Here is a 19,489-nt window from a genome sequence, read left to right as displayed (position 1 = left end):
CAGACCGATGCTCAGAGAGGCTTTGAATTTTTGCTTCGTAGCCTTACTTTACAAATTCTTCGATACGAATTCAATGGCAGACATTAGAACACTCGAAGAATCCGGACTTGATTCGGGGCCGAGCATATTTTGCTGATGAGCTTGGAGTAAATCGAATCGTATTTCGAGGCAAATAACGATGATGCCTAAAGGAATTTCCAGCTTGCCTGAGAATGCCCATAGTTGCAGGTATTCACGCGCTAACTTGAATAATTGTGTGATGGTAATGAGGTGAACAAAGAGTGTCGCGATATAGCCCGCGACAACAGTGGCTATTGATAGTTTTTCCATAGCAATAAGTAGCAAAGTACGCGAGGCGGCCCGACCTTCGCTATACCTGCCGCATTCTTATTGATGGGCACCCATGCTTATTCTAACTGGTAATTAATCGAGTGCGCAATGACTTCTCAATTGTCGCCGATTATCAGCTTTTTTTATTTTTGTTACGTCGATTTTCCTTCCCTCTTGGTGAGAACACCGAGGCTCTGTTTGCCCTATTTACTGAAGAAAATTATTCCAGCAAGGATTTCGGGGTTCTTAGATTAGCGAGTGTTAAGTCCTTAGAACGTGTTTACTAAATTGCCTAAACATAGTCATTTTTAGCTGAATAGCTTGAAAGACCTATAGCACTTCGATATAAGAAGATTTATATGCTTTGAGTCTCATTTTGCGGGCTGATCTAACTTTAGGAGATTGCTTATGTTGCGCAGTATTTTGTTGGTATGTGGCGTGATTTTTAGTCCGTTGACGCTCGCTGTGGAGGCGACAACTTTGCCGATTATTCCTTTGCCGAAAAATATAGTCAGTCAACATGGTTATTTCAAACTGCATCCGCAGGTGAAGATTTATGCCGCGGATGCCGCCTCGCAAAGCAATGCAAAACTATTGATCGCTGCATTGTCATCGACGCAAAATTGGCGACTTAAGTTACATCAAGGTTTGCCTGCAAAAAATGCGAGTAATGTCATTGTATTTCGGACACCGAAGGAATCTGCAACGGCCGATGAATCCTATCAACTCAATATTTTTTCACATGGTGTTGAATTAGTGGGTAGTGAACACGGGCAGTTCTATGCATTACAAAGTCTATTGCAACTGCTGCCTTTGCAGCGCCAAGCTCAATTGCAATTGCCCCTGACTCAAATACAAGACCAGCCGCGCTTTGCCTGGCGTGGCATGCATCTTGATGTCGGGCGTCATATGTTTAGCGTTGACTTCATCAAGAAATTATTAGATCAGATGGCGGTGTATAAACTCAATACCTTTCATTGGCATCTGACCGAAGATCAAGGATGGCGCATAGAGATTAAGCGTTATCCGAAATTGACCGAGATCGGTGGCTTTCGCAAACAGACCACGAAAGACAGAAACTATCATCCGTATATTGGCGACGGCGAAGCTTATGGTGGCTATTACACGCAAGAACAGATTAAAGACGTAGTGGCCTATGCAAAGAGCAAACATATCAGCGTGGTACCCGAGATAGAATTACCCGGTCATTCATTAGCCGCACTTGCTGCTTACCCAGAGCTGGCTTGCACGCCAGGACCTTTTGAAGTCGGCACGAATTGGGGCGTGTTTGACGATATCTACTGTCCTAGCGAGCAGACCTTTGCTTTCCTGGAAAATGTATTGACTGAAGTGATCGATCTGTTTCCCTCTCAGTATATTCATATCGGTGGTGATGAGGCGCCTAAAACCCGTTGGAAGGCCAGTCCTTTGGCGCAAGAAGTCATGCGACGTGAGGGTTTAAAAAATGAAGAGGAGCTGCAAAGTTACTTCATTCGTCGCGTGGAAAAATTCATCAATAGCAAAGGCAAACGTCTGATAGGTTGGGATGAAATTTTGGAGGGTGGTTTAGCACCGAATGCGACGGTGATGTCGTGGCGCGGTGAGGAAGGTGGAATCGCCGCAGCGAAAGAAGGGCATGAGGTGATCATGAGCCCAACCTCATGGTGCTATTTCGATGCAGGACAAGGCCCTAAAGAGCAAGAGCTATGGCAACTCGGTGGCGAGATTAGTATGGAAAAAGTGTATTCCTATAATCCCGTGCCCAAGGCTTTGACAGCGGCACAGCAAAGCATGATACGCGGCGTACAGGCAAACGTTTGGACCGAATATCTGCGTACCTCAGAGAAAGTCGAGTACATGGTGTTCCCACGCATTTTGGCGATGGCAGAAGTAGCATGGTCGGCGCAGGAACAACGTCGGTTTGATAATTTTGAACAAAGGATGGCTTCGCACTATCCGCGTTTAAGCGCACAGAACATTGGCTATCGTATTCCGCGTCCACAAGGCCTTGATCAGATCACATTGAAAGACGAGCAGGCGTTGTTGACTTTAAAGGCACCAGTCGCAGGAAGTAAGATGTATCTGAGTTTAGATGGCAGCGTACCAGATACCAATGCGCCACTTTATCAAAAACCGCTTAGTTTCAAAGCCAGTGCGGTTAAGCCCGTTGTGGTGAAAGTTTTGACCGTATTAGCCGATGGTCGTCGCAGTGCGGTGCAGCAGGTGCAGATTCCATCGTCTAAGTAAATAGGAGTCGCTGAGTGATGGACAGCTTGATGATGCGAGCAATTCAATGTGGGGCGGCATTCGTTGCTGTTGTGTTTAGTTTGTTGATGGGATCGAGCCATGCTGCTGTCGCGCCAGCTAATAGAGCGTTGATTGCTCAAGCGGTATCGCAGAGCTTACACAAGGGCTGGGAATTTAGAATCGCTGGACAAGACTCTAGCCCTCCATCTAAATCCGATTCTTCATTGCAACGCTGGCGTACAGCTAGCGTGCCGGGACATGTGCATACGGATTTGCTAGCACATGGCTTAATACCCGATCCCTACACAGAAATGCATGAAGCGCAATTGCAGTGGATAGGTAAAGCGCAGTGGGAATATCGCATGCAATTTGACCTTGATCCAGCGCTGCGTCAACGTCAGCGTCAGGATTTGGTATTGGAAGGTTTGGATACCTTCGCCGATGTCTATTTGAACGGTGAAAAAATACTCAGCGCGGACAATGCCTTCCGTTCGTGGCGCATCCCCGTGCAAAATAAATTGCGTGAACGCGGCAATGAATTACGTGTGATGTTTCACTCACCGATAGATCGCCTCTTGCCGGAAGTGCAGGCTATGCCGAATAAATTGGCCGGCAACTATCCTTCACCCTATGGCGATGAACCGAAAGATGCATTGACCGCTAATTTTGTACGCAAGCCCGGTTATCACTATGGTTGGGATTGGGGGCCGCGCTATGTCACCGCCGGTATCTGGCAAGCAGTGCGCTTGGAAGCCTTTGATCATCTCAGAATTGATCAATTGGCGATTGCTCAGAGTAATGTAAGTCGTGAGCATGCCGACTTGTTAGTGGATGTGAATATCGAAGGCGTGTCGCCTCGTGGTGGAAGTGCTGGCCAACAGTCACGCTCATTTGAATTGATCGCAGAGGTATTTGATACTGCTGGAAAATTAGTAATCACAGAGCGTCGCTCCATCGATTTGCAAAATGGTTTGCAGGCCTTTCAACTCCCTATCAAACTCAAACAGCCAAAGCTATGGTTCCCAAATGGCATGGGAAAACAGGATTTGTATACGGTCAAGCTAGGTGTTGCTGATGGTCAAAAAATAGTGGTGCAAGCCCAAAAGCGTATAGGCTTGCGCACGGTCGAGTTGCGTCGTGAGCACGATCAATGGGGGCAATCTTTTAGTTTTGTGATTAATGGTATTCCCGTGTTCGCTAAGGGAGCCAATAGTATTCCCTTTGACATGTTTGCCAATCGTATTAGCTCGAAGAAACAGCGCGGTATTTTGCAAGCGGCACGCGATGCAAATATGAATATGGTGCGGGTATGGGGTGGCGGTTACTACGAAAGCGATGCCTTTTATGATGCGGCGGATGAATTAGGTCTGATGATCTGGCAAGACTTTATGTTTGGTGGCGGCGTGGTGCCTGCGTATCAGGAAAGTTTTCGTAAAAATGTCATCGAGGAAGCAAGGCAACAGGTAATGCGCTTACGCCATCATCCGAGTATTGTTTTATGGTGTGGCAATAATGAAGAAGAAACCGCGTGGAAAGACTGGGGTATCGGTAAAACTTTAAGTAAAGATAATCCGGCTTTTGCCGAACAGGTGTGGCAGGGTTATGTTCAATTATTTGGACATGATTTACGTAAGCTCGTCGCTGAGTTAGGTATGAATATTCCGTACTGGTCGAGTTCGCCGAGTAATGATTTAAGTGAAAAATCGAATGACAGTGAGCGCGGTGACAAGCATTATTGGGAAGTCTGGGCGGGATCGCAAGCGGTCGAAAATTACTTGCGCGAGACGCCACGATTTATGTCTGAATTTGGCTTGCAAGCCTGGCCCGATATTAAGACGATTACTAGCTTTAGCAAAACTTCAGAGCAAGCCATTGATAGTCCTGTGATACGCCAGCATCAGAAATTTTTAGCGGGTGAGGGCAATCAACGTATCTTGCATTACATCAGAGCTAACTACGGAGAGCCGCGTAGCTTTAAAGATTTTGTGTACCTAAGTCAGGTCATGCAAGCCGAAGGGATTAGTCTGGCGATAGGACATCATCGTGCCAGTCAGCCGCGCACCATGGGCTCCTTATACTGGCAATTAAACGATGTCTGGCCCGGCGCATCGTGGTCAGGGATAGATTATTTTGGACGTTGGAAGGCTATGCATTTTCAAGTCGCAAGAGCTTTCGCGCCGCGAGCACTGGTGGCTGAGCGTGATGCCGGTTTGACGAAAGTGAGTTTGATTTCTGATGTACTGCCAGATCAGTTGAATCAACAAAAAATGACGGCACAGTTGAGAATGCGAGTGATCAATTTCTTTGGACAGGTGCTTAAACAAAAGGACTGGAACCTCGATGCGCCAGTCAATACTAGTTTGACTGTCGCGACTTTGAGCGATGCTGAATTAATGGGAACGCTGGATCCTAAACAACATGTCGCGGTGTTTGAGTGGTGGCAAGCGGAAAAACGGATCGCCAGTGCGGAATTGTATTTTGCGCCGGCCAAGGATTTGCAACTGTCTGTTGCCGAGATTTTCACTAGTTGGCGTAAGCACGGAAATTATTATGAATTGACATTGAAAAGCCCCGTATTGTGTCGCGCACTGTGGATAGATTTTGCGGGAATGGATGTGAAATTATCTGATAATGCGATCACACTATTGCCGGGCGAGTCGCGTGTCATTAAGGTAGATAGGGTGAATAGGGTGGAAGGCAAGGGTAGTCAATTTACTTTGGCGCGCTTGAAGTCTAATTTGGGTTTGAAATATTTAATGGCGCAATAGTGGCGTAATCGTGGCGCGACAATAGTTTTAGCGTTTAATGATTTCAATATGCAATTCTAATAGGCGCTTCTAATAAATAGATTGAGCTTGCAGACCAGCGTGTTGAATTGTCAGTTAATGAATATTAAATCTTACTTAGCCACCCCCGACAGGCAATGCCGTCGTATCTTTAATCTGCTGCAAGGCAAAGCTGGATTTCACATCTAATACCGCCGGGTGTTTCAAAAGCGTGTCCATCATGAAGCGTGAGAAATGGTTCATGTCTTCGACCCTTACCCTTAGCAGATAATCCATTTCGCCGGTCATGGCGTAGCAGGCGACGACTTCTGGCCATTGTTCTACTGAGGCCGCAAAGTCGATGCGTGGTGAGCGTGTGCTGCCTTTTGATGGGGTGTCGGTATGCTTATCTAAGCGCACGTTGATGTAAGCGAGTAGGCCTAAGCCTATTTTTTCTGCTTCAATCAGCGCAACATACTTGCGGATTACGCCCGCGTCTTCTAGTCTCTTAATACGACGTAAACAAGGCGAGGGCGAAAGATTGACTCTTTCGGCGACTTCCTGATTGGTGAGCCTGCCATCGACCTGCAAAATCGCCAGAATTTTACGATCAATTTTATCTAATTCAATTTGAGTCATTTTATGCTCTGTATTTGATTTTAATGGCAATATTATTGCTCAAATAATTGATTTTGTGCAGTATTTTGGAATTTTATGGCGTTCTCTACGCTTTATACTGGTAAATTAGTTTGGCGCAGAAAAGCAGTTTTATTGCCATGTTGTAGGTCAATAAATCGAGCATCACTGACTGACATCAGGTGCCATAAAAATAATTTTTTACCTAGGAGATAAAAATGGATTTACAAACTTGGGAAAACCCTATGGGTACAGACGGTTTCGAATTTATCGAATATGCCGCACCGGACCCAAAAGAACTGGAAAAATTGTTTTTAGAAATGGGTTTTGCAGCGATTGCAAAACACCGCACCAAGAATGTCACCCTGTATCGCCAAGGCGATGTCAACTTCATTATCAATGCTGAGCCAGACTCTTTTGCGCAACGTTTCGCACGTAAGCATGGTCCTTCTGTATGTGCATTTGCGATCCGTGTTAAAGATGCAAACTATGCTTACAAACGTGCTTTGGAATTAGGTGCTTGGGGCTTTGATAATCAAACGGGTCCTATGGAATTGAATATTCCTGCGATCAAAGGCATCGGTGATTCTTTGATTTATTTTGTCGATCGTTGGCAAGGTAAAGATGGTGCCGCAGAAGGCGCTATCGGTAACATCAGTATTTATGATGCTGACTTTGTAGCGATCCCAGGTGCCGACCCGCATCACAAAGGCAATGGCTTAACCTATATCGATCACCTGACACATAATGTGCATCGTGGCCGTATGGCAGAGTGGTCTGATTTCTACGAAACTTATTTTAATTTCCGCGAAATTCGTTATTTTGATATCGCTGGCAAATTGACTGGTTTGAAATCAAAAGCCATGACATCACCTTGCGGTAAAATCCGTATTCCTATTAACGAGTCTTCAGATGATAAATCTCAAATCTCTGAATACCTCGATCTCTACCATGGCGAAGGCGTACAACATATCGCGATGGGCACGGACAATGTGTACAAGACGGTGGCCGACATGAAGGCGTCTGGCGTGACTTTCCAAGACACGATAGATACTTACTATGACCTGGTTGATCGTCGTTTGCCAGGACACGGAGAGAACGTTGAAGAATTGCGCAAATTGCGTATTTTGGTGGACGGTAAGAGCACAGAAACCTCACGTGAATTGTTATTGCAAATTTTCACCACCACGGTAATCGGTCCTATCTTCTTTGAAGTCATTCAACGTAAAGGTGACCAAGGTTTTGGTGAAGGTAATTTCCGCGCTTTGTTTGAGTCGATTGAGTTGGATCAGATACGTCGTGGTGTATTGAAGGATGAGACTAAAACTACAGCCTAATGTGTGCTGAATTTTAATCGTAGATTAGAAAAAAAGCTGACATCCATGTTGGCTTTTTTTTGGAGATAAAAATGGAAACCACAGTTTCAAACGAAGATTTTCTTGCCACTGTCGCCGAGAAGTCGAATGGCGCGGCTTTGCGCGGCGACTACGAACATATGGATGCACACTATGTCGTGCAACAAGACTGGGCTGCTTATACCGAAGAAGAACATGAGCTCTGGCGCAAGCTGTATCAACGTCAGGCGGCCTTGCTGCCTGGACGGGCATGTGACGAATTCATCGAAGCGCTGGCAAAAATGGACATCAGTGCCGGCATTCCTGTATTTGAAAAAACCTCTAAGGCGTTATTCGCAGCCACGGGTTGGACTATAGTCGCTGTGCCAGGTTTGATTCCCGAATTAACCTTCTTTGATCATCTGGCGAATCGCCGTTTCCCGGTGACTGTTTGGTTGCGCAAGCCAGAAGAATTTAATTACATCGTTGAACCTGATGTATTTCATGATTTCTTTGGTCATGTTCCTTTGTTATTTAATCCGGTCTTCGCTGACTATATGCAACGTTACGGTCAAGGCGGATTGAAAGCAATGCGACTCGGCGGCTTGGATGAGTTGGCGCGCTTGTATTGGTACACGGTGGAGTTTGGTTTGATTAATACGCCAGAAGGTATACGCATTTATGGCGCGGGTATTTTGTCTTCAGGCGGCGAAGTGGAATACTGCCTGACACCAGGTACTAAGTCGCGCCATATCCGTTTGGATATTGAGCGTTGTCTTCGTACTTTGTACAAGATAGATTCGTATCAGGAAACCTATTTTGTGATCGACAGCTACCAACAATTATTTGATGGTACTGCACCCGATTTCACACCTATTTATGAAAGACTCAAATCGATGGATGTATTGCCAGCGAATTCTCTGCTTGATGGAGAAGTTGAATTGTTGCCTGCGCCTTGATGGTTAGAGTTTGCATAGTTGAAAAAAGCAGTGTCCTTAAATGAGGGCACTGCTTTTTTTTTGAGCCTTACGGTTGAGTTTTATCCGCAGGTACTGGCGCGGCTTCTGTCACAGACCGATGTTTATCTAAAAAGGCAAACATCTTTGCATTAAAAATCGCCGTTTGCTCCATGTGGGGCAAATGACCAGACTGATCAATTTCTACATAGTCAAGATTGGCAATAGCGCTTTTCACACTGTCGGCATTGGCGACAGGCAAGACGGTATCTTGTTTGCCCCAAACCAGCATGACCGGCAATTTAGCTTGATTAATAGCGGCGTACATAGCGGGAAAATCAGCGGTTGATAAACGTAAAGCAGAGCGTCGTAAAGCACGTCCGAAACCGTGGTATTGCATTTGTGGGCGATAGCGATCGGCCCAGCCAGGGAATTGCTCAGGATGTAGAAAATCGGAACTTTGGCCTTCTGCTTTGTTTGGCAATTCCGCGACTTGGAATAGATAGGCACCTAGCAAAGGTGTTTTTGAGATCGCGCTCGGTGTGGACTGTTTAGTACTGGGACCAACCAATACCAGGCTGCGAATTTTTTGCGGATAGTTGGCAGCAAAATGCGTGACCACGTAGCCACCAAACGAGAGTCCAAACAAATCGATAGGCTGTTTGATCTGTAAATGATCTAGCAGCTCATTGATTTGCCGCGAGTACATTTCGCCGTCGTATTGTGCATCAGGCCGGTCTGATAAACCACGTCCATAAAGATCGAGTCGGATAACGCGATAACCGGCATCGCGTAAGGCCACAAAAGTAGGATCCCAAATATAAGACGGCACAGAAAAACCATGCACTAACACCGCTACCCGACCTTGTTTCGGGCCGGCTTCCTCATAGTGTGTTACCCCATCGCTGAGCTTGACAAAGGCACCGCTCGCGGCCTGACGGGCTCTATCGCTGATGGCTAGTTTCTCAGGATTTTTGAATTGATAGTAACCGTACAATGCAGCCCCTACTAATGCGAACATTAGGGTAAGGCGATGACCGAGTTTCATAGTTTCGATTCCTTAAATTTGCTGCAAAAATTAGTTAAAGTGAATTGATACAGAGTGCATCACTTAATGGGCGCTGGTACTTCAGTGATGCGTATCTTGAAAGGCTTTCTTTGATTCTTTGTACACATTGGTTTCGCCCTCCGGGCGCGTTTTAAAGCGGCGGTGTGTCCAAAAATATTCGGCAGGCATTTTCAGAATTTCTTTTTCTATATACGCATTCATATGGCGGGTAGAACTGACGATGTCCTCGTGCGGATAATCGCTCCAAGGCTGGTCAAATTTCACGTCCCAACCATCATAGCCAGGGCGGATGCTGGCAATGACAGGAACTACTTTTGCTTGAGTCGCTGCGGCGATGCGTGGTAGCGCAGTTAAAGTCGCGGCGGGCACGCCAAAAAAAGAAACAAACTCGGCATCTTTACGACCAAAATCCATATCTGGCAACATGAAAAAAGGCAGATTGTCGCGCATGGCACGGATGATGGGTTTAACACCTTCTGCGCGGGAAAATAGCTTGACGGGGCGGAAGCGTGAACGTCCCTGACGCAGGGCTTTATCAAAGGTCTTATTGCGTTGTGTCGTGTAGATAGAACACAAAGAAGACTCCAGCATGACGGCAACACCTGCCACGTCGAGGCTAACAAAATGAGGACACATGAAGATAGTCGGACTACTCACCATCTCTGCCATAGGCAGGCTGTATTCGACATGAATCAGTTTGCGTAAACGTTGTTCCGAAGACCACCACAAGATGCCACGTTCCAATACGCTACGTACATAAACCTGAAAATGCCGGCGTGTGATTTTTATTCGCTCAGCTTCAGGCATGTCGGGGAAACAGAGACGCAGATTGGTCAGGCAAATATGGCGACGGCGACTTAGGCTTAAAAACAATAAGCTACCCATACCTTCACCAATACGAGCCAAGATAGGCAGCGGCAACCAGTGCAGCAACCACATAAGTATTAAAGCAAATCTCATGTGTTTTCCTGTACTTGAGTTTCGTCTGGGCCGGTCACGCCGTCCGGTTTTTTGTAGCGGTGATAACTCCAGAAATATTGACTCGGCGCTTTCGCGATAAGTTTTTCCATCGCCGTATTTATTGCTCGGGCCTGCTGCATTGAATCGCCGTCCAAAGACTCTTCAAATGCTACAAAACGTTGAACGAAACCGCGCCCAAATGGCAGGCGTTCGGCATAAGTCAAAATGATAGGTGCATTTGTCATGGCAGCCAATTTCGCCGACAAAGTCATGGTGTAGGCGGGTTTGCCGAAGAAGTCGGCCCACACGCCTTCGCCTTCTTGCGGCACCTGATCGGGAAGTAAACCTATTGCTTCGCCTTTTTTTAAGGCCTTGGCCAACGCACGTACGCCAGATAAATTAGCTGGTGCCAGCAACATACCGCTGGAGGCACGTGCATCTTCGAGTAGAGGTTTGAGTGCTTCTTTGCGAGGCGGACGATACAGAACCGTCATCTTGGTACGTAAGGCGATGGATTTGCCGGATAATTCAAAACAACCTAAATGCGGCGTCAAAAAGATCACCCCTTTTTTTGCGTCGATAGCGGCTTGGGCGATCTCCCAATTTTCTAATATCACTTTCTCGGCAAGGCGCTCAGGTTTGCCCAGCCAGATCAGGGGTAATTCCATAATATTCTTACCCGCTTCACGCAGTGCAATACCAAGTTGGTCTTCGTATCCGGCCAATGCCATATTGCTACGCATACGTTGACGATACTTGGGCGAGGCAGCGTAAACCAGATAGCCGAGGGCGACACCGATAAAGTGCAAAAAGGGTAGAGGGAAAATTGATAAAAAACGGAACAGACGAATTAGCATGAGTCTGGAAACGATAGTGAAATACTAATAATGATGGATATTTTCATATTGATACACCGCAAAAATCTAAGGCAATTCGACATGAATCCTGTAAGAGGCGTAAAATAGCACACATTGGTATCTGAAAGAAATGACTCTACACCGCTTGAGTTCATATCTTGTTCTGAAAAAGGTACCCCCGCCGAGTTAAACAGACAACTTGCGAAGCGGGTAATAAATTTCGCTAAAGCGTCGCAGGATCTCTTTCTTACTGCGACTTAACGTCACATTTTATAGGAGCCTGCGATGGCAAATGATTTTCTCTTCACCTCAGAATCCGTTTCTGAAGGTCACCCAGACAAAGTTGCAGATCAGATCTCTGATGCGATTTTGGATGCTATTTTCGAACAAGATCCACGTTCCCGCGTCGCCGCTGAAACTTTAGTCAATACAGGCTTAGTCGTATTGGCAGGTGAGATCACGACGAACGCCCATGTTGACTATATTCAGGTCGCGCGCGATACCATTAAACGTATAGGTTACGACAATACGGAATACGGTATTGATTACAAAGGTTGCGCCGTTTTAGTCGCTTATGACAAGCAATCAAATGATATCGCTCAAGGTGTGGATCATGCCTCTGACGATCACTTAAATATTGGCGCTGGTGATCAGGGTTTGATGTTTGGTTATGCTTGTGATGAAACTCCAGAGCTGATGCCCGCACCAATTTACTATGCACATCGTCTGGTCGAGCGCCAAGCACAGTTGCGCAAAGATGGGCGTTTGCCGTTCTTGCGTCCAGATGCTAAAGGTCAAGTCACGATGCGTTATGTCGATGGCAAACCACATAGTATTGATACCGTGGTATTGTCAACCCAGCATAGCCCAGATCAAAGTGACGGCAATAAAATGAAGCCTTCGTTTATCGAAGCGATCATTGAAGAAATTATCCGTCCGGTCTTGCCTGCAGAATGGTTGAAAGATACTAAGTTTCTGATCAATCCTACAGGTCGTTTTGTCGTAGGCGGTCCGCAAGGCGATTGCGGGTTAACTGGTCGCAAAATTATCGTTGATACCTACGGCGGTGCTTGCCCACATGGCGGCGGTGCATTCTCTGGTAAAGACCCTACAAAGGTCGATCGTTCTGCTGCTTACGCGGCGCGTTATGTGGCAAAGAATATCGTTGCGGCTGGACTGGCGAAACAATGTCAGATTCAAGTCGCGTATGCAATTGGCGTGGCACGTCCTATGAATGTCACTGTCTATACTGAAGGTACAGGCGTGATTCCAGATGAGCAAATCGCAGCATTGGTGAATGAGTATTTTGATTTACGTCCACGTGGCATTATTCAAATGTTAGATTTGTTGCGTCCGATTTATCAAAAAACTGCGGCTTACGGCCACTTCGGTCGTGAAGAACCTGAGTTCACTTGGGAACGTACCGATAAGGCGCAAATCCTGCGTGCAGCCGCTGGCTTGTAATTGAGTTAGTAAGTGAGTTTGTAAGTGATTTGAAATACGATAGGATATTTCCCTTGATTTTAAAACTCACATTATTGTTGTCCGTGTTTAATAGAAATAAACGAAATATGATGGGAGCGATGTTGCTAGTGAGCGCATCGCTCTTTTCTTTTTCTGGAAGCGCGTGGGCCGAGAGCGCGACTGCAAATGCTACTGTAAGTGCAGGCGCAGCTAACCGATCCATCAATGAGTGGTGCAAGCAGATCACGCCACGTTTACCTAAAGTTTCTTTTAATGATTGTCGCCAAAGTAAATTAAGTCCCAGCGGCGGCAAGTCGATTAAAGGCCAGCCTTTGATGAGCCGGGATTTTGCAGCTGATCCGCGTGCCAAGCAGGCAACCCGTGTGCTGCTGATTGGTGGCATTCATGGTGATGAAAAGACCGCGACTGCTGTGGTTTTTAAGTGGCTGGAGACTATGCAGAAAACTGGGGTTCAAGAATTTCAATGGAAAGTGGTACCCTTGGTTAATCCTGACGGACTGCTTGCCGGATCCTTATCCAATAAGGCGACGCGGGTGAATGCGCGTGGTGTTGATTTGAATCGCAATTTCCCGACCCCCAATTGGGAAAAAGAAGCTCTGCAATACTGGCAAGTTAAAACCAAGAGTGACCCACGCCGCTACCCTGGCAAAGCGCCAATCTCTGAGCCTGAGAGTAAATGGATATTTAATACCATCAAATCATTTAAACCCGATGTGATCATTTCTGTGCATGCACCGTTTGGTGTGCTTGATCTGGATGGTCCGGCAGAACCTCCGACTCGATTTGGCCGCCTGCATTTCAATCGGGTTGGTGTCTATCCCGGTTCACTGGGTAACTATAGTGGCATGCATCAGGAGATTCCGGTGTTGACGATAGAATTGCCGCACGCCTTGACTATGCCGAATCAAACCGAGATCGCCAGAATTTGGCAAGATATGCAGGGCTGGATTCGAAATAATGTTGCCGTACGTAGCAAATAAAAACAAATAAGAATTAAAGAAGCAAGTAAATTTACTGAGATCATCTTGTTTACCTTAGCGTGCTTGCGTTTATACTTTTCTTATTCCTATCTGGAATGAAATCTATTTAATCAATTTCCTTTTGAAAAAACCCTATGAAAACAAGAATGAAATTATTAGCCGCCTGCTTATTGCTGGTCGGTGCGCATAGTGCTATGGCGCAGAGCGATGATAAACATCAATGGCTGGAAGATGTGGGCGGGGACAAAGCCTTAGATTGGGTCAAGGCACGCAACCAAGAGACGCGTCAAAAATTGGATAATGACGCCGGATTTTTAAAGTTGCGCAGCGACTTACAAGTTATTCTCGATTCCAAAGACCGGATTCCAGGCATACAAAAAATTGGTAATGCCGTGTACAACTTCTGGATGGATGCCGAGCACCCACGTGGTGTGTGGCGTAAAACTAGCATGGCGGAATATCGCAAGCCGCAACCAAAATGGGAAACGGTTTTGGATATTGATGCCATCGCCAAAGCGGAAAATGAAAATTGGGTATTTAAAGGTAGCCAATGTCGTGAGCCAGATTATGATCGTTGCATTATCAATCTCTCACGTGGCGGTGCGGATGCGGTGACGATACGTGAATTTGATTTGAAGACTAAGCAATTTGTGAAAGATGGTTTTGCTTTGCCCGAAGCCAAAATGAATGTGTCTTGGCGTGATAAGAATACCTTGTTTATCGGTACCGATTTTGGTGCGGGTTCGCTGACTGATTCTGGCTATCCGCGTATCGTCAAAGAATGGACGCGAGGCACACCGATCAGCACGGCGAAGACTATATTTGAAGGTCAAAAAGAAGATATCAGTGTGTCTGCAGGTCGCAGTAGTCATCGCGGCATCACGCACGAGATCGTGAATCGTGCCGTGACTTTCTATACCTCAGAAGTATTTTTGATGCGCGGTAGTAAATTACAAAAACTCGATATCCCGGCGCAGACAGGTTACGAGTTCTTCGGTAAACAGTTTATCGTGACACCGAATGAAACCTGGACCACCGGCGGTAAGACTTATCCGCAGGGCAGTGTCTTGGCGATTGATTTTGAGGCTTTCTTAAAAGGCGATCGTCACTTTACTGTTTTGTTCCAACCGACAGAAAATGCCTCCTTCACAGGATTGGCATCGACAAAGAATTTTTTACTCATGCAATTGCTGCAAGATGTAAAAAGCAAGCTGGTGGAATTGAAGTTCAGCAAGGGCAAATGGCAAGCGCGTAATGTCGATTTGCCGACTATGGGGGCAGTCGGCGTTAGTCCCTTAGATGCAGATAAATCCGATGAGTATTTGTTGAGCTATTCAGACTATCTGACGCCTAGCGTTTTGCAATTGGCCAAAGCAGGTACTGACCAACGGGAATTATTAAAGTCAGCTCCCAGCTTTTTTGACGCGAGCCCGTATCAAACCGTGCAGCGCTTTGCGACCTCGAAGGACGGTAGCAAAGTGCCTTATTTTATGGTGCATAGAAAAGATATCAAACTCGACGGTAGCAATCCTACGCTGCTCTACGGCTATGGCGGTTTTCAAGTCTCATTGACACCCTCGTATTCAGGTGGCACTGGCAAAGCCTGGCTAGAAAAAGGTGGTGTATATGTGGTGGCGAATATTCGTGGTGGCGGTGAGTATGGTCCGCGCTGGCATCAGGCAGCATTGAAACAGAATCGTCAGCGCGCTTACGATGATTTCGCAGCGGTGGCAGAAGACCTGATCAGTAGCAAAATAACGACGCCGAAACATTTGGGTGCAATGGGTGGCAGTAACGGTGGCTTGCTTGCAGGCGTAGCATTGACGCAGCGTCCTGACCTGTTTAATGCGGTGGTCAGTCAAGTGCCTTTACTCGACATGCAGCGTTACAACAAGTTACTCGCCGGTGCTTCTTGGATGGGCGAGTATGGCAATCCTGATGTGCCTGCCGAATGGGACTACATCAAACAATACTCGCCTTACCATAATGTTAAAGCGGAAGTGAAATACCCGAATGTCTTGTTCATCACATCGACTCGCGACGACCGTGTACATCCGGGTCATGCACGTAAAATGGCAGCGAAAATGCTGGAGCAAGGTCATCAAAATGTTTGGTATTACGAAAATATCGAAGGCGGTCACGGCGGTGCGGCAAACAACGCGCAACGTGCGGATATGAGTGCGATTACGTATTCTTTCTTGTGGAATACGCTTAAGTAAAAAACATTCGCCGCAGAGGCGCAGAGATCGCAGAGAAAATTCTTTGAATAAAAACTCTGCGATCTCTGCGCCTCTGTGGCGAAAGATCTTCAATTGAAAGCTGTCGCATGACCCTGTACCAACTCCTAGCACAATTTATTCGCCAGCATTGGCGTGCTTACGTCGCTGCTGCTGTGATGTTATTTCTGGTCGCGACGTTGACGGTTTTGATTCCCCGCAAGATTGGTCACATCATTGATGCGATGGTTGTGCAGAATTTGGCGGGTGAGGCCTTGATATGGGAGCTCGCGATCGTTGTCATGATGGGTGTTGCGATTTACTTTTTACGTGTCGGTTGGCGTTTGCAGTTATTTGCAGCGTCATATAAATTGGGCGCGCAACTGCGTTTGCGTTTGTACCAACGCCTGAGTATGCAAGGGCCTGCTTTTTTTCAACAGCAACGCACCGGTGATCTGATGGCGCTCGGTACCAATGATGCTGATGCGATCGAACTTGCTGCGGGTGAAGCCGCCTTGGCAGGGTTTGATGGTCTGATGACCTTCGTATTGGTGATCAGTATGATGACGCTGGGCGTAGATTGGCGCCTGGCATTAGCGACTTTATTGCCATTTCCTTTTATGGCATGGGCATTTAAACGGATTACGCACCACGTTCACGATGCGTCCAAAGATTCTTTAGAACGTTTTAGTAAGCTCAACGATCATGTGCAAGAAACCATCTCCGGTGTACGTACTTTGCGTGTGTTGGGTCTGGAGCAGCGCAGCGCGGCACAATTTGCTCAATTGGCAGAAGATGCTGCTGCGGCGAGTTTAAGTTCGCAACGATGGGAAGCCGCTTATGAACCGGCCGTTGGTGTGACTTTGACGGCTGCTGGCGCACTGACTTTGGGTGTTGGTGCTTATTTGGTATGGCAGAACGAAATGACGATAGGTAATCTGACCGCATTCAGTATGTATTTAGGTCAATTGATCTGGCCTATGTTTGCTGCAGGTTGGGTGTTGTCTTTGTTGGAGCGAGGTAAGGCTGCTTGGGGGCGCCTGCGTCCTGTGTTAGAAGCTGACTTGGTGATACAAGATCTCGGGCAATTGAAGATCGATCCAGTTGGTGAACTGCGTTTCGAAAATGTCAGTTTTTCTTATCCGGCGCAAACTAATCTCGCATTGAAGAGACTTAGTTTTACGCTGACGGCGGGGCAAACTTTAGGTATTGTTGGGCCGACTGGCGCGGGTAAATCGACGGTGGTCAGACTCCTGTTGCGTCAGTTTGAAACGGCCCAAGGACAAATAATTTGGGGCAGACATCACTTGAATGCCTATCCCTTAGAGCGCTTACGTAAGGCCATCAATTGGGTTGCTCAAGAACCATTTTTGTTCTCCGCTTCTATCGCTAGCAATATCGCTTTATCGAATCCACAAGCGACACGTGAGCAAATCATGCATGCTGCTGATTTGGCGGCGATTCATGAAGATATTTTGCGCTTTCCAGAAGGCTACGATACGCCCGTCGGTGAACGCGGCGTGACCTTGTCGGGTGGACAAAAACAACGGGTGGCAATTGCCCGTGCTTTGCTGACTGAAAGTCCATTGCTGCTATTGGATGATGCTTTGTCGGCGGTCGATACTGATACCGAAACCCGCATCCTGCGTCACTTGGCAGAACTCAGAGCTGCGAGGCCTGAACGCAGTGCAATTATTGTCAGTCATCGCTTAAGTGCCGTGGCAGAAACCGATCATATTTTGGTCTTGCGAGAAGGGGCTTTAATTGAGCAGGGCACGCATCAACAGCTAATGGAATTCGATGGCTGGTATGCGAGCCAGTGGAAGTACCAACAATTAGAAGCGGCCCTTGAAGCAGCTTGATTTTTGTAAACCGCCTTAAAAAAATAGAATTTGAAGACCAAGCTAATGAAACCAGTAGCATCAGAAAAAAAGCTCGCCGTGCAGCTCTTGCTGCAAGCCGCACAGCCTGAAAAAAGGCATGTTGTGCTGGGTATACTATTTTTATTCCTGGCATCAGGCTTGGAGGCGATAGGTCCAATTTTAGGCAAGGCCTTTATTGATCATTATCTGCTGCCACGAAACCATGATATGTGGATGATGGCGGGCTTGCTACTCACTTTTGTCCTCACTGGCTGGTTAGCGACTTGGTTGCGTTATTTGCAGTTGTCGCGCTTGGCTGGCGTCGCGATGCGCTCGGTGCGTCGTTTGCGTGAGCAAGTGTATGCTCATGTCCTGCGCTTACCTATGGCTTTTTTTGATAAGGCCATTACCGGGCAACTGGTCAGCCGTGTAACCAACGATACTGAAGCGGTTAAGAATTTATATGTGCAAGTCTTATTTGTCATGCTCGATAGCTCGATTGTGGTATTGGGTGCTTTGATCGCGATGGCATGGCTGGATTGGCGTTTGATGTTGATCGTTCTCATGTTAGTGCCAGCGGTGGTGGTGATTGTTTGGTTTTATCAGCGTTGGAGCGCGCCTGCGGTAACACGTGCCCGTCAAATGCGCAGTGACATTAATGCTCAGGTAGCTGAGAGTATAAACGGCATGAGCGCATTGCAAGCTTGTAATGCCGAGCGCGGTTTTGGTGAACGCTTTGAAGCGACCAATCAAAAACATTATGCGGCGCGGGTCGATGAGTTACGCGCCAATGCCTGGCTGTTACGACCAGCGCTAGATTTGCTGAATTCTTTGCTGTTAGTTGTGGTCATATTTGTTTTTGGACAGCGCAATTTTTCTGGCTTGGAAATTGGTATTTTGTATGCCTTCGTCAGTTACATCGCCAGGGTAGTCGATCCGCTGATACAAATTACTTTGCAGTTTGGGCAAATTCAGCAGGCAGTCGTATCGGCCGCGCGGGTGAATACTTTATTGCAAGAAGCCACTGCACCGGCGAAGGACAATGCCGCAGAAATTACGCAAGGTGCATTACATCTGGAAAAAGTATGCTTCGGCTATGACCCTGCGCAAGTGGTTTTACATGATATCGATTTGACGATACCAGCCGGCGGTTTCTACGGTATTGTTGGTCACACAGGCAGCGGCAAATCTACTTTGCTAAGTTTGTTGTTGCGCTTTTATACGGCACAAAGTGGGAAGATCTTAGTTGATGGTTTGGATTTGGCGGAGCTCAGTGATGAGCATTTTCGCGCCAGCGTTGGCCTGGTGCCGCAAGAACCTTTCCTATTAGCCGCGAACGCACGCGAAAATATTGCGATGGGACGCGAAATTAGTGAAGCGGATATTATTGCCGCTGCTAAAGCCGCACGCGCCCATGATTTTATTCTGCAATTAGAACATGGATATCTGACGCCTTTAGGTGAGGGCGGCGCGAAACTCTCTACAGGGCAGAAACAACTAATTGCCATTGCACGTGCCTTGGCAGGAAAGCCGAAGATTTTATTTCTGGACGAAGCGACTTCCCATATCGATAGTGAGACTGAACAAATTGTGCAGTTAGCCTTGAACGACTTGCGCGGTAGCGTCACGGTGGTGGCGATCGCCCATCGACTGTCGACGATACGCGATGCTGATCAAATCATCGTACTGAACCATGGACGATTAGTAGAACAGGGAAATCATACGGCTTTGATGGCGATAGAAAATGGTCTATATCAAAAACTGTATTTATTGCAGACCTTGGAAGACTAAT

Annotated in this window: 14 protein-coding genes; 9 read left to right on the top strand and 5 right to left on the bottom strand. The window is 46.9% G+C overall.

Annotated elements, in window-relative coordinates:
• Positions 1–48: 48 nt before the first annotated feature.
• Positions 49–330, bottom strand: coding sequence for a hypothetical protein (locus AC1RR2_RS15735; protein ID WP_493223218.1), 282 nt, complete (start codon positions 328–330; stop codon positions 49–51).
• 408 nt (positions 331–738) lie between these two features.
• Between AC1RR2_RS15735 and AC1RR2_RS15730 the strand changes: the two genes are divergently transcribed.
• Positions 739–2,577, top strand: a complete 1,839-nt coding sequence (locus AC1RR2_RS15730) for a beta-N-acetylhexosaminidase (protein WP_493223217.1) — start codon at positions 739–741, stop codon at positions 2,575–2,577.
• 17 nt (positions 2,578–2,594) lie between these two features.
• On the top strand, positions 2,595–5,345 hold the full coding sequence (locus AC1RR2_RS15725; protein ID WP_493223216.1) for a beta-mannosidase: 2,751 nt from the start codon (positions 2,595–2,597) through the stop codon (positions 5,343–5,345).
• A gap of 135 nt (positions 5,346–5,480) precedes the next feature.
• On the opposite strand, the gene AC1RR2_RS15720 is transcribed toward AC1RR2_RS15725, so the two are convergent.
• On the bottom strand, positions 5,481–5,981 hold the full coding sequence (locus AC1RR2_RS15720) for an Lrp/AsnC family transcriptional regulator (RefSeq protein WP_493223215.1): 501 nt from the start codon (positions 5,979–5,981) through the stop codon (positions 5,481–5,483).
• A 215-nt stretch (positions 5,982–6,196) separates the two neighbouring features.
• Here AC1RR2_RS15720 and hppD point away from each other — a divergent pair, with 215 nt between their 5' ends.
• Both hppD and phhA read left to right on the top strand, forming a co-directional pair.
• Positions 6,197–7,315: a 4-hydroxyphenylpyruvate dioxygenase gene (hppD, locus tag AC1RR2_RS15715; protein ID WP_493223214.1), complete on the top strand. Its 1,119-nt coding sequence runs from the start codon at positions 6,197–6,199 to the stop codon at positions 7,313–7,315.
• A gap of 71 nt (positions 7,316–7,386) precedes the next feature.
• The gene (phhA, locus tag AC1RR2_RS15710; RefSeq protein WP_493223213.1) at positions 7,387–8,271 is read left to right on the top strand and encodes a phenylalanine 4-monooxygenase; all 885 of its coding nucleotides are present in this window, start codon (positions 7,387–7,389) and stop codon (positions 8,269–8,271) included.
• A gap of 67 nt (positions 8,272–8,338) precedes the next feature.
• Here the strand turns inward: phhA and AC1RR2_RS15705 are convergent, their stop codons facing one another.
• The 3 genes from AC1RR2_RS15705 to AC1RR2_RS15695 all read right to left on the bottom strand — a co-directional run bounded on the left by AC1RR2_RS15705 (position 8,339) and on the right by AC1RR2_RS15695 (position 11,154).
• Positions 8,339–9,316: an alpha/beta fold hydrolase gene (locus AC1RR2_RS15705; RefSeq protein ID WP_493223212.1), complete on the bottom strand. Its 978-nt coding sequence runs from the start codon at positions 9,314–9,316 to the stop codon at positions 8,339–8,341.
• A gap of 81 nt (positions 9,317–9,397) precedes the next feature.
• The gene (locus AC1RR2_RS15700) at positions 9,398–10,297 is read right to left on the bottom strand and encodes an LpxL/LpxP family acyltransferase (RefSeq protein ID WP_493223211.1); all 900 of its coding nucleotides are present in this window, start codon (positions 10,295–10,297) and stop codon (positions 9,398–9,400) included.
• Positions 10,294–11,154: a lysophospholipid acyltransferase family protein gene (locus AC1RR2_RS15695; RefSeq protein WP_493223210.1), complete on the bottom strand. Its 861-nt coding sequence runs from the start codon at positions 11,152–11,154 to the stop codon at positions 10,294–10,296. The genes AC1RR2_RS15700 and AC1RR2_RS15695 overlap by 4 nt, the downstream gene beginning before the upstream one ends.
• A gap of 285 nt (positions 11,155–11,439) precedes the next feature.
• On the opposite strand from AC1RR2_RS15695, the gene metK reads away from it, so the two are divergent.
• From metK to AC1RR2_RS15670, 5 genes are all read left to right on the top strand, one after another.
• Positions 11,440–12,618: a methionine adenosyltransferase gene (gene metK / locus AC1RR2_RS15690; RefSeq protein ID WP_493223209.1), complete on the top strand. Its 1,179-nt coding sequence runs from the start codon at positions 11,440–11,442 to the stop codon at positions 12,616–12,618.
• A 53-nt stretch (positions 12,619–12,671) separates the two neighbouring features.
• Entirely contained in the window at positions 12,672–13,619 is a 948-nt protein-coding gene (locus AC1RR2_RS15685; protein WP_493223208.1) for a M14 family murein peptide amidase A, read from the top strand.
• Positions 13,620–13,753: 134 nt separating this feature from the next.
• Entirely contained in the window at positions 13,754–15,838 is a 2,085-nt protein-coding gene (locus AC1RR2_RS15680; RefSeq protein ID WP_493223207.1) for a prolyl oligopeptidase family serine peptidase, read from the top strand.
• 107 nt (positions 15,839–15,945) lie between these two features.
• Positions 15,946–17,697, top strand: a complete 1,752-nt coding sequence (locus AC1RR2_RS15675; protein ID WP_493223206.1) for an ABC transporter ATP-binding protein — start codon at positions 15,946–15,948, stop codon at positions 17,695–17,697.
• A gap of 45 nt (positions 17,698–17,742) precedes the next feature.
• Complete coding sequence (locus AC1RR2_RS15670; protein ID WP_493223205.1) at positions 17,743–19,488, top strand: ABC transporter ATP-binding protein; 1,746 nt, start codon at positions 17,743–17,745, stop codon at positions 19,486–19,488.
• Position 19,489: the final 1 nt, after the last annotated feature.

This window comes from Undibacterium sp. GW821-FHT11H02 (assembly GCF_058808015.1).
This window is presented reverse-complemented; position numbering and strand designations above follow the sequence as displayed.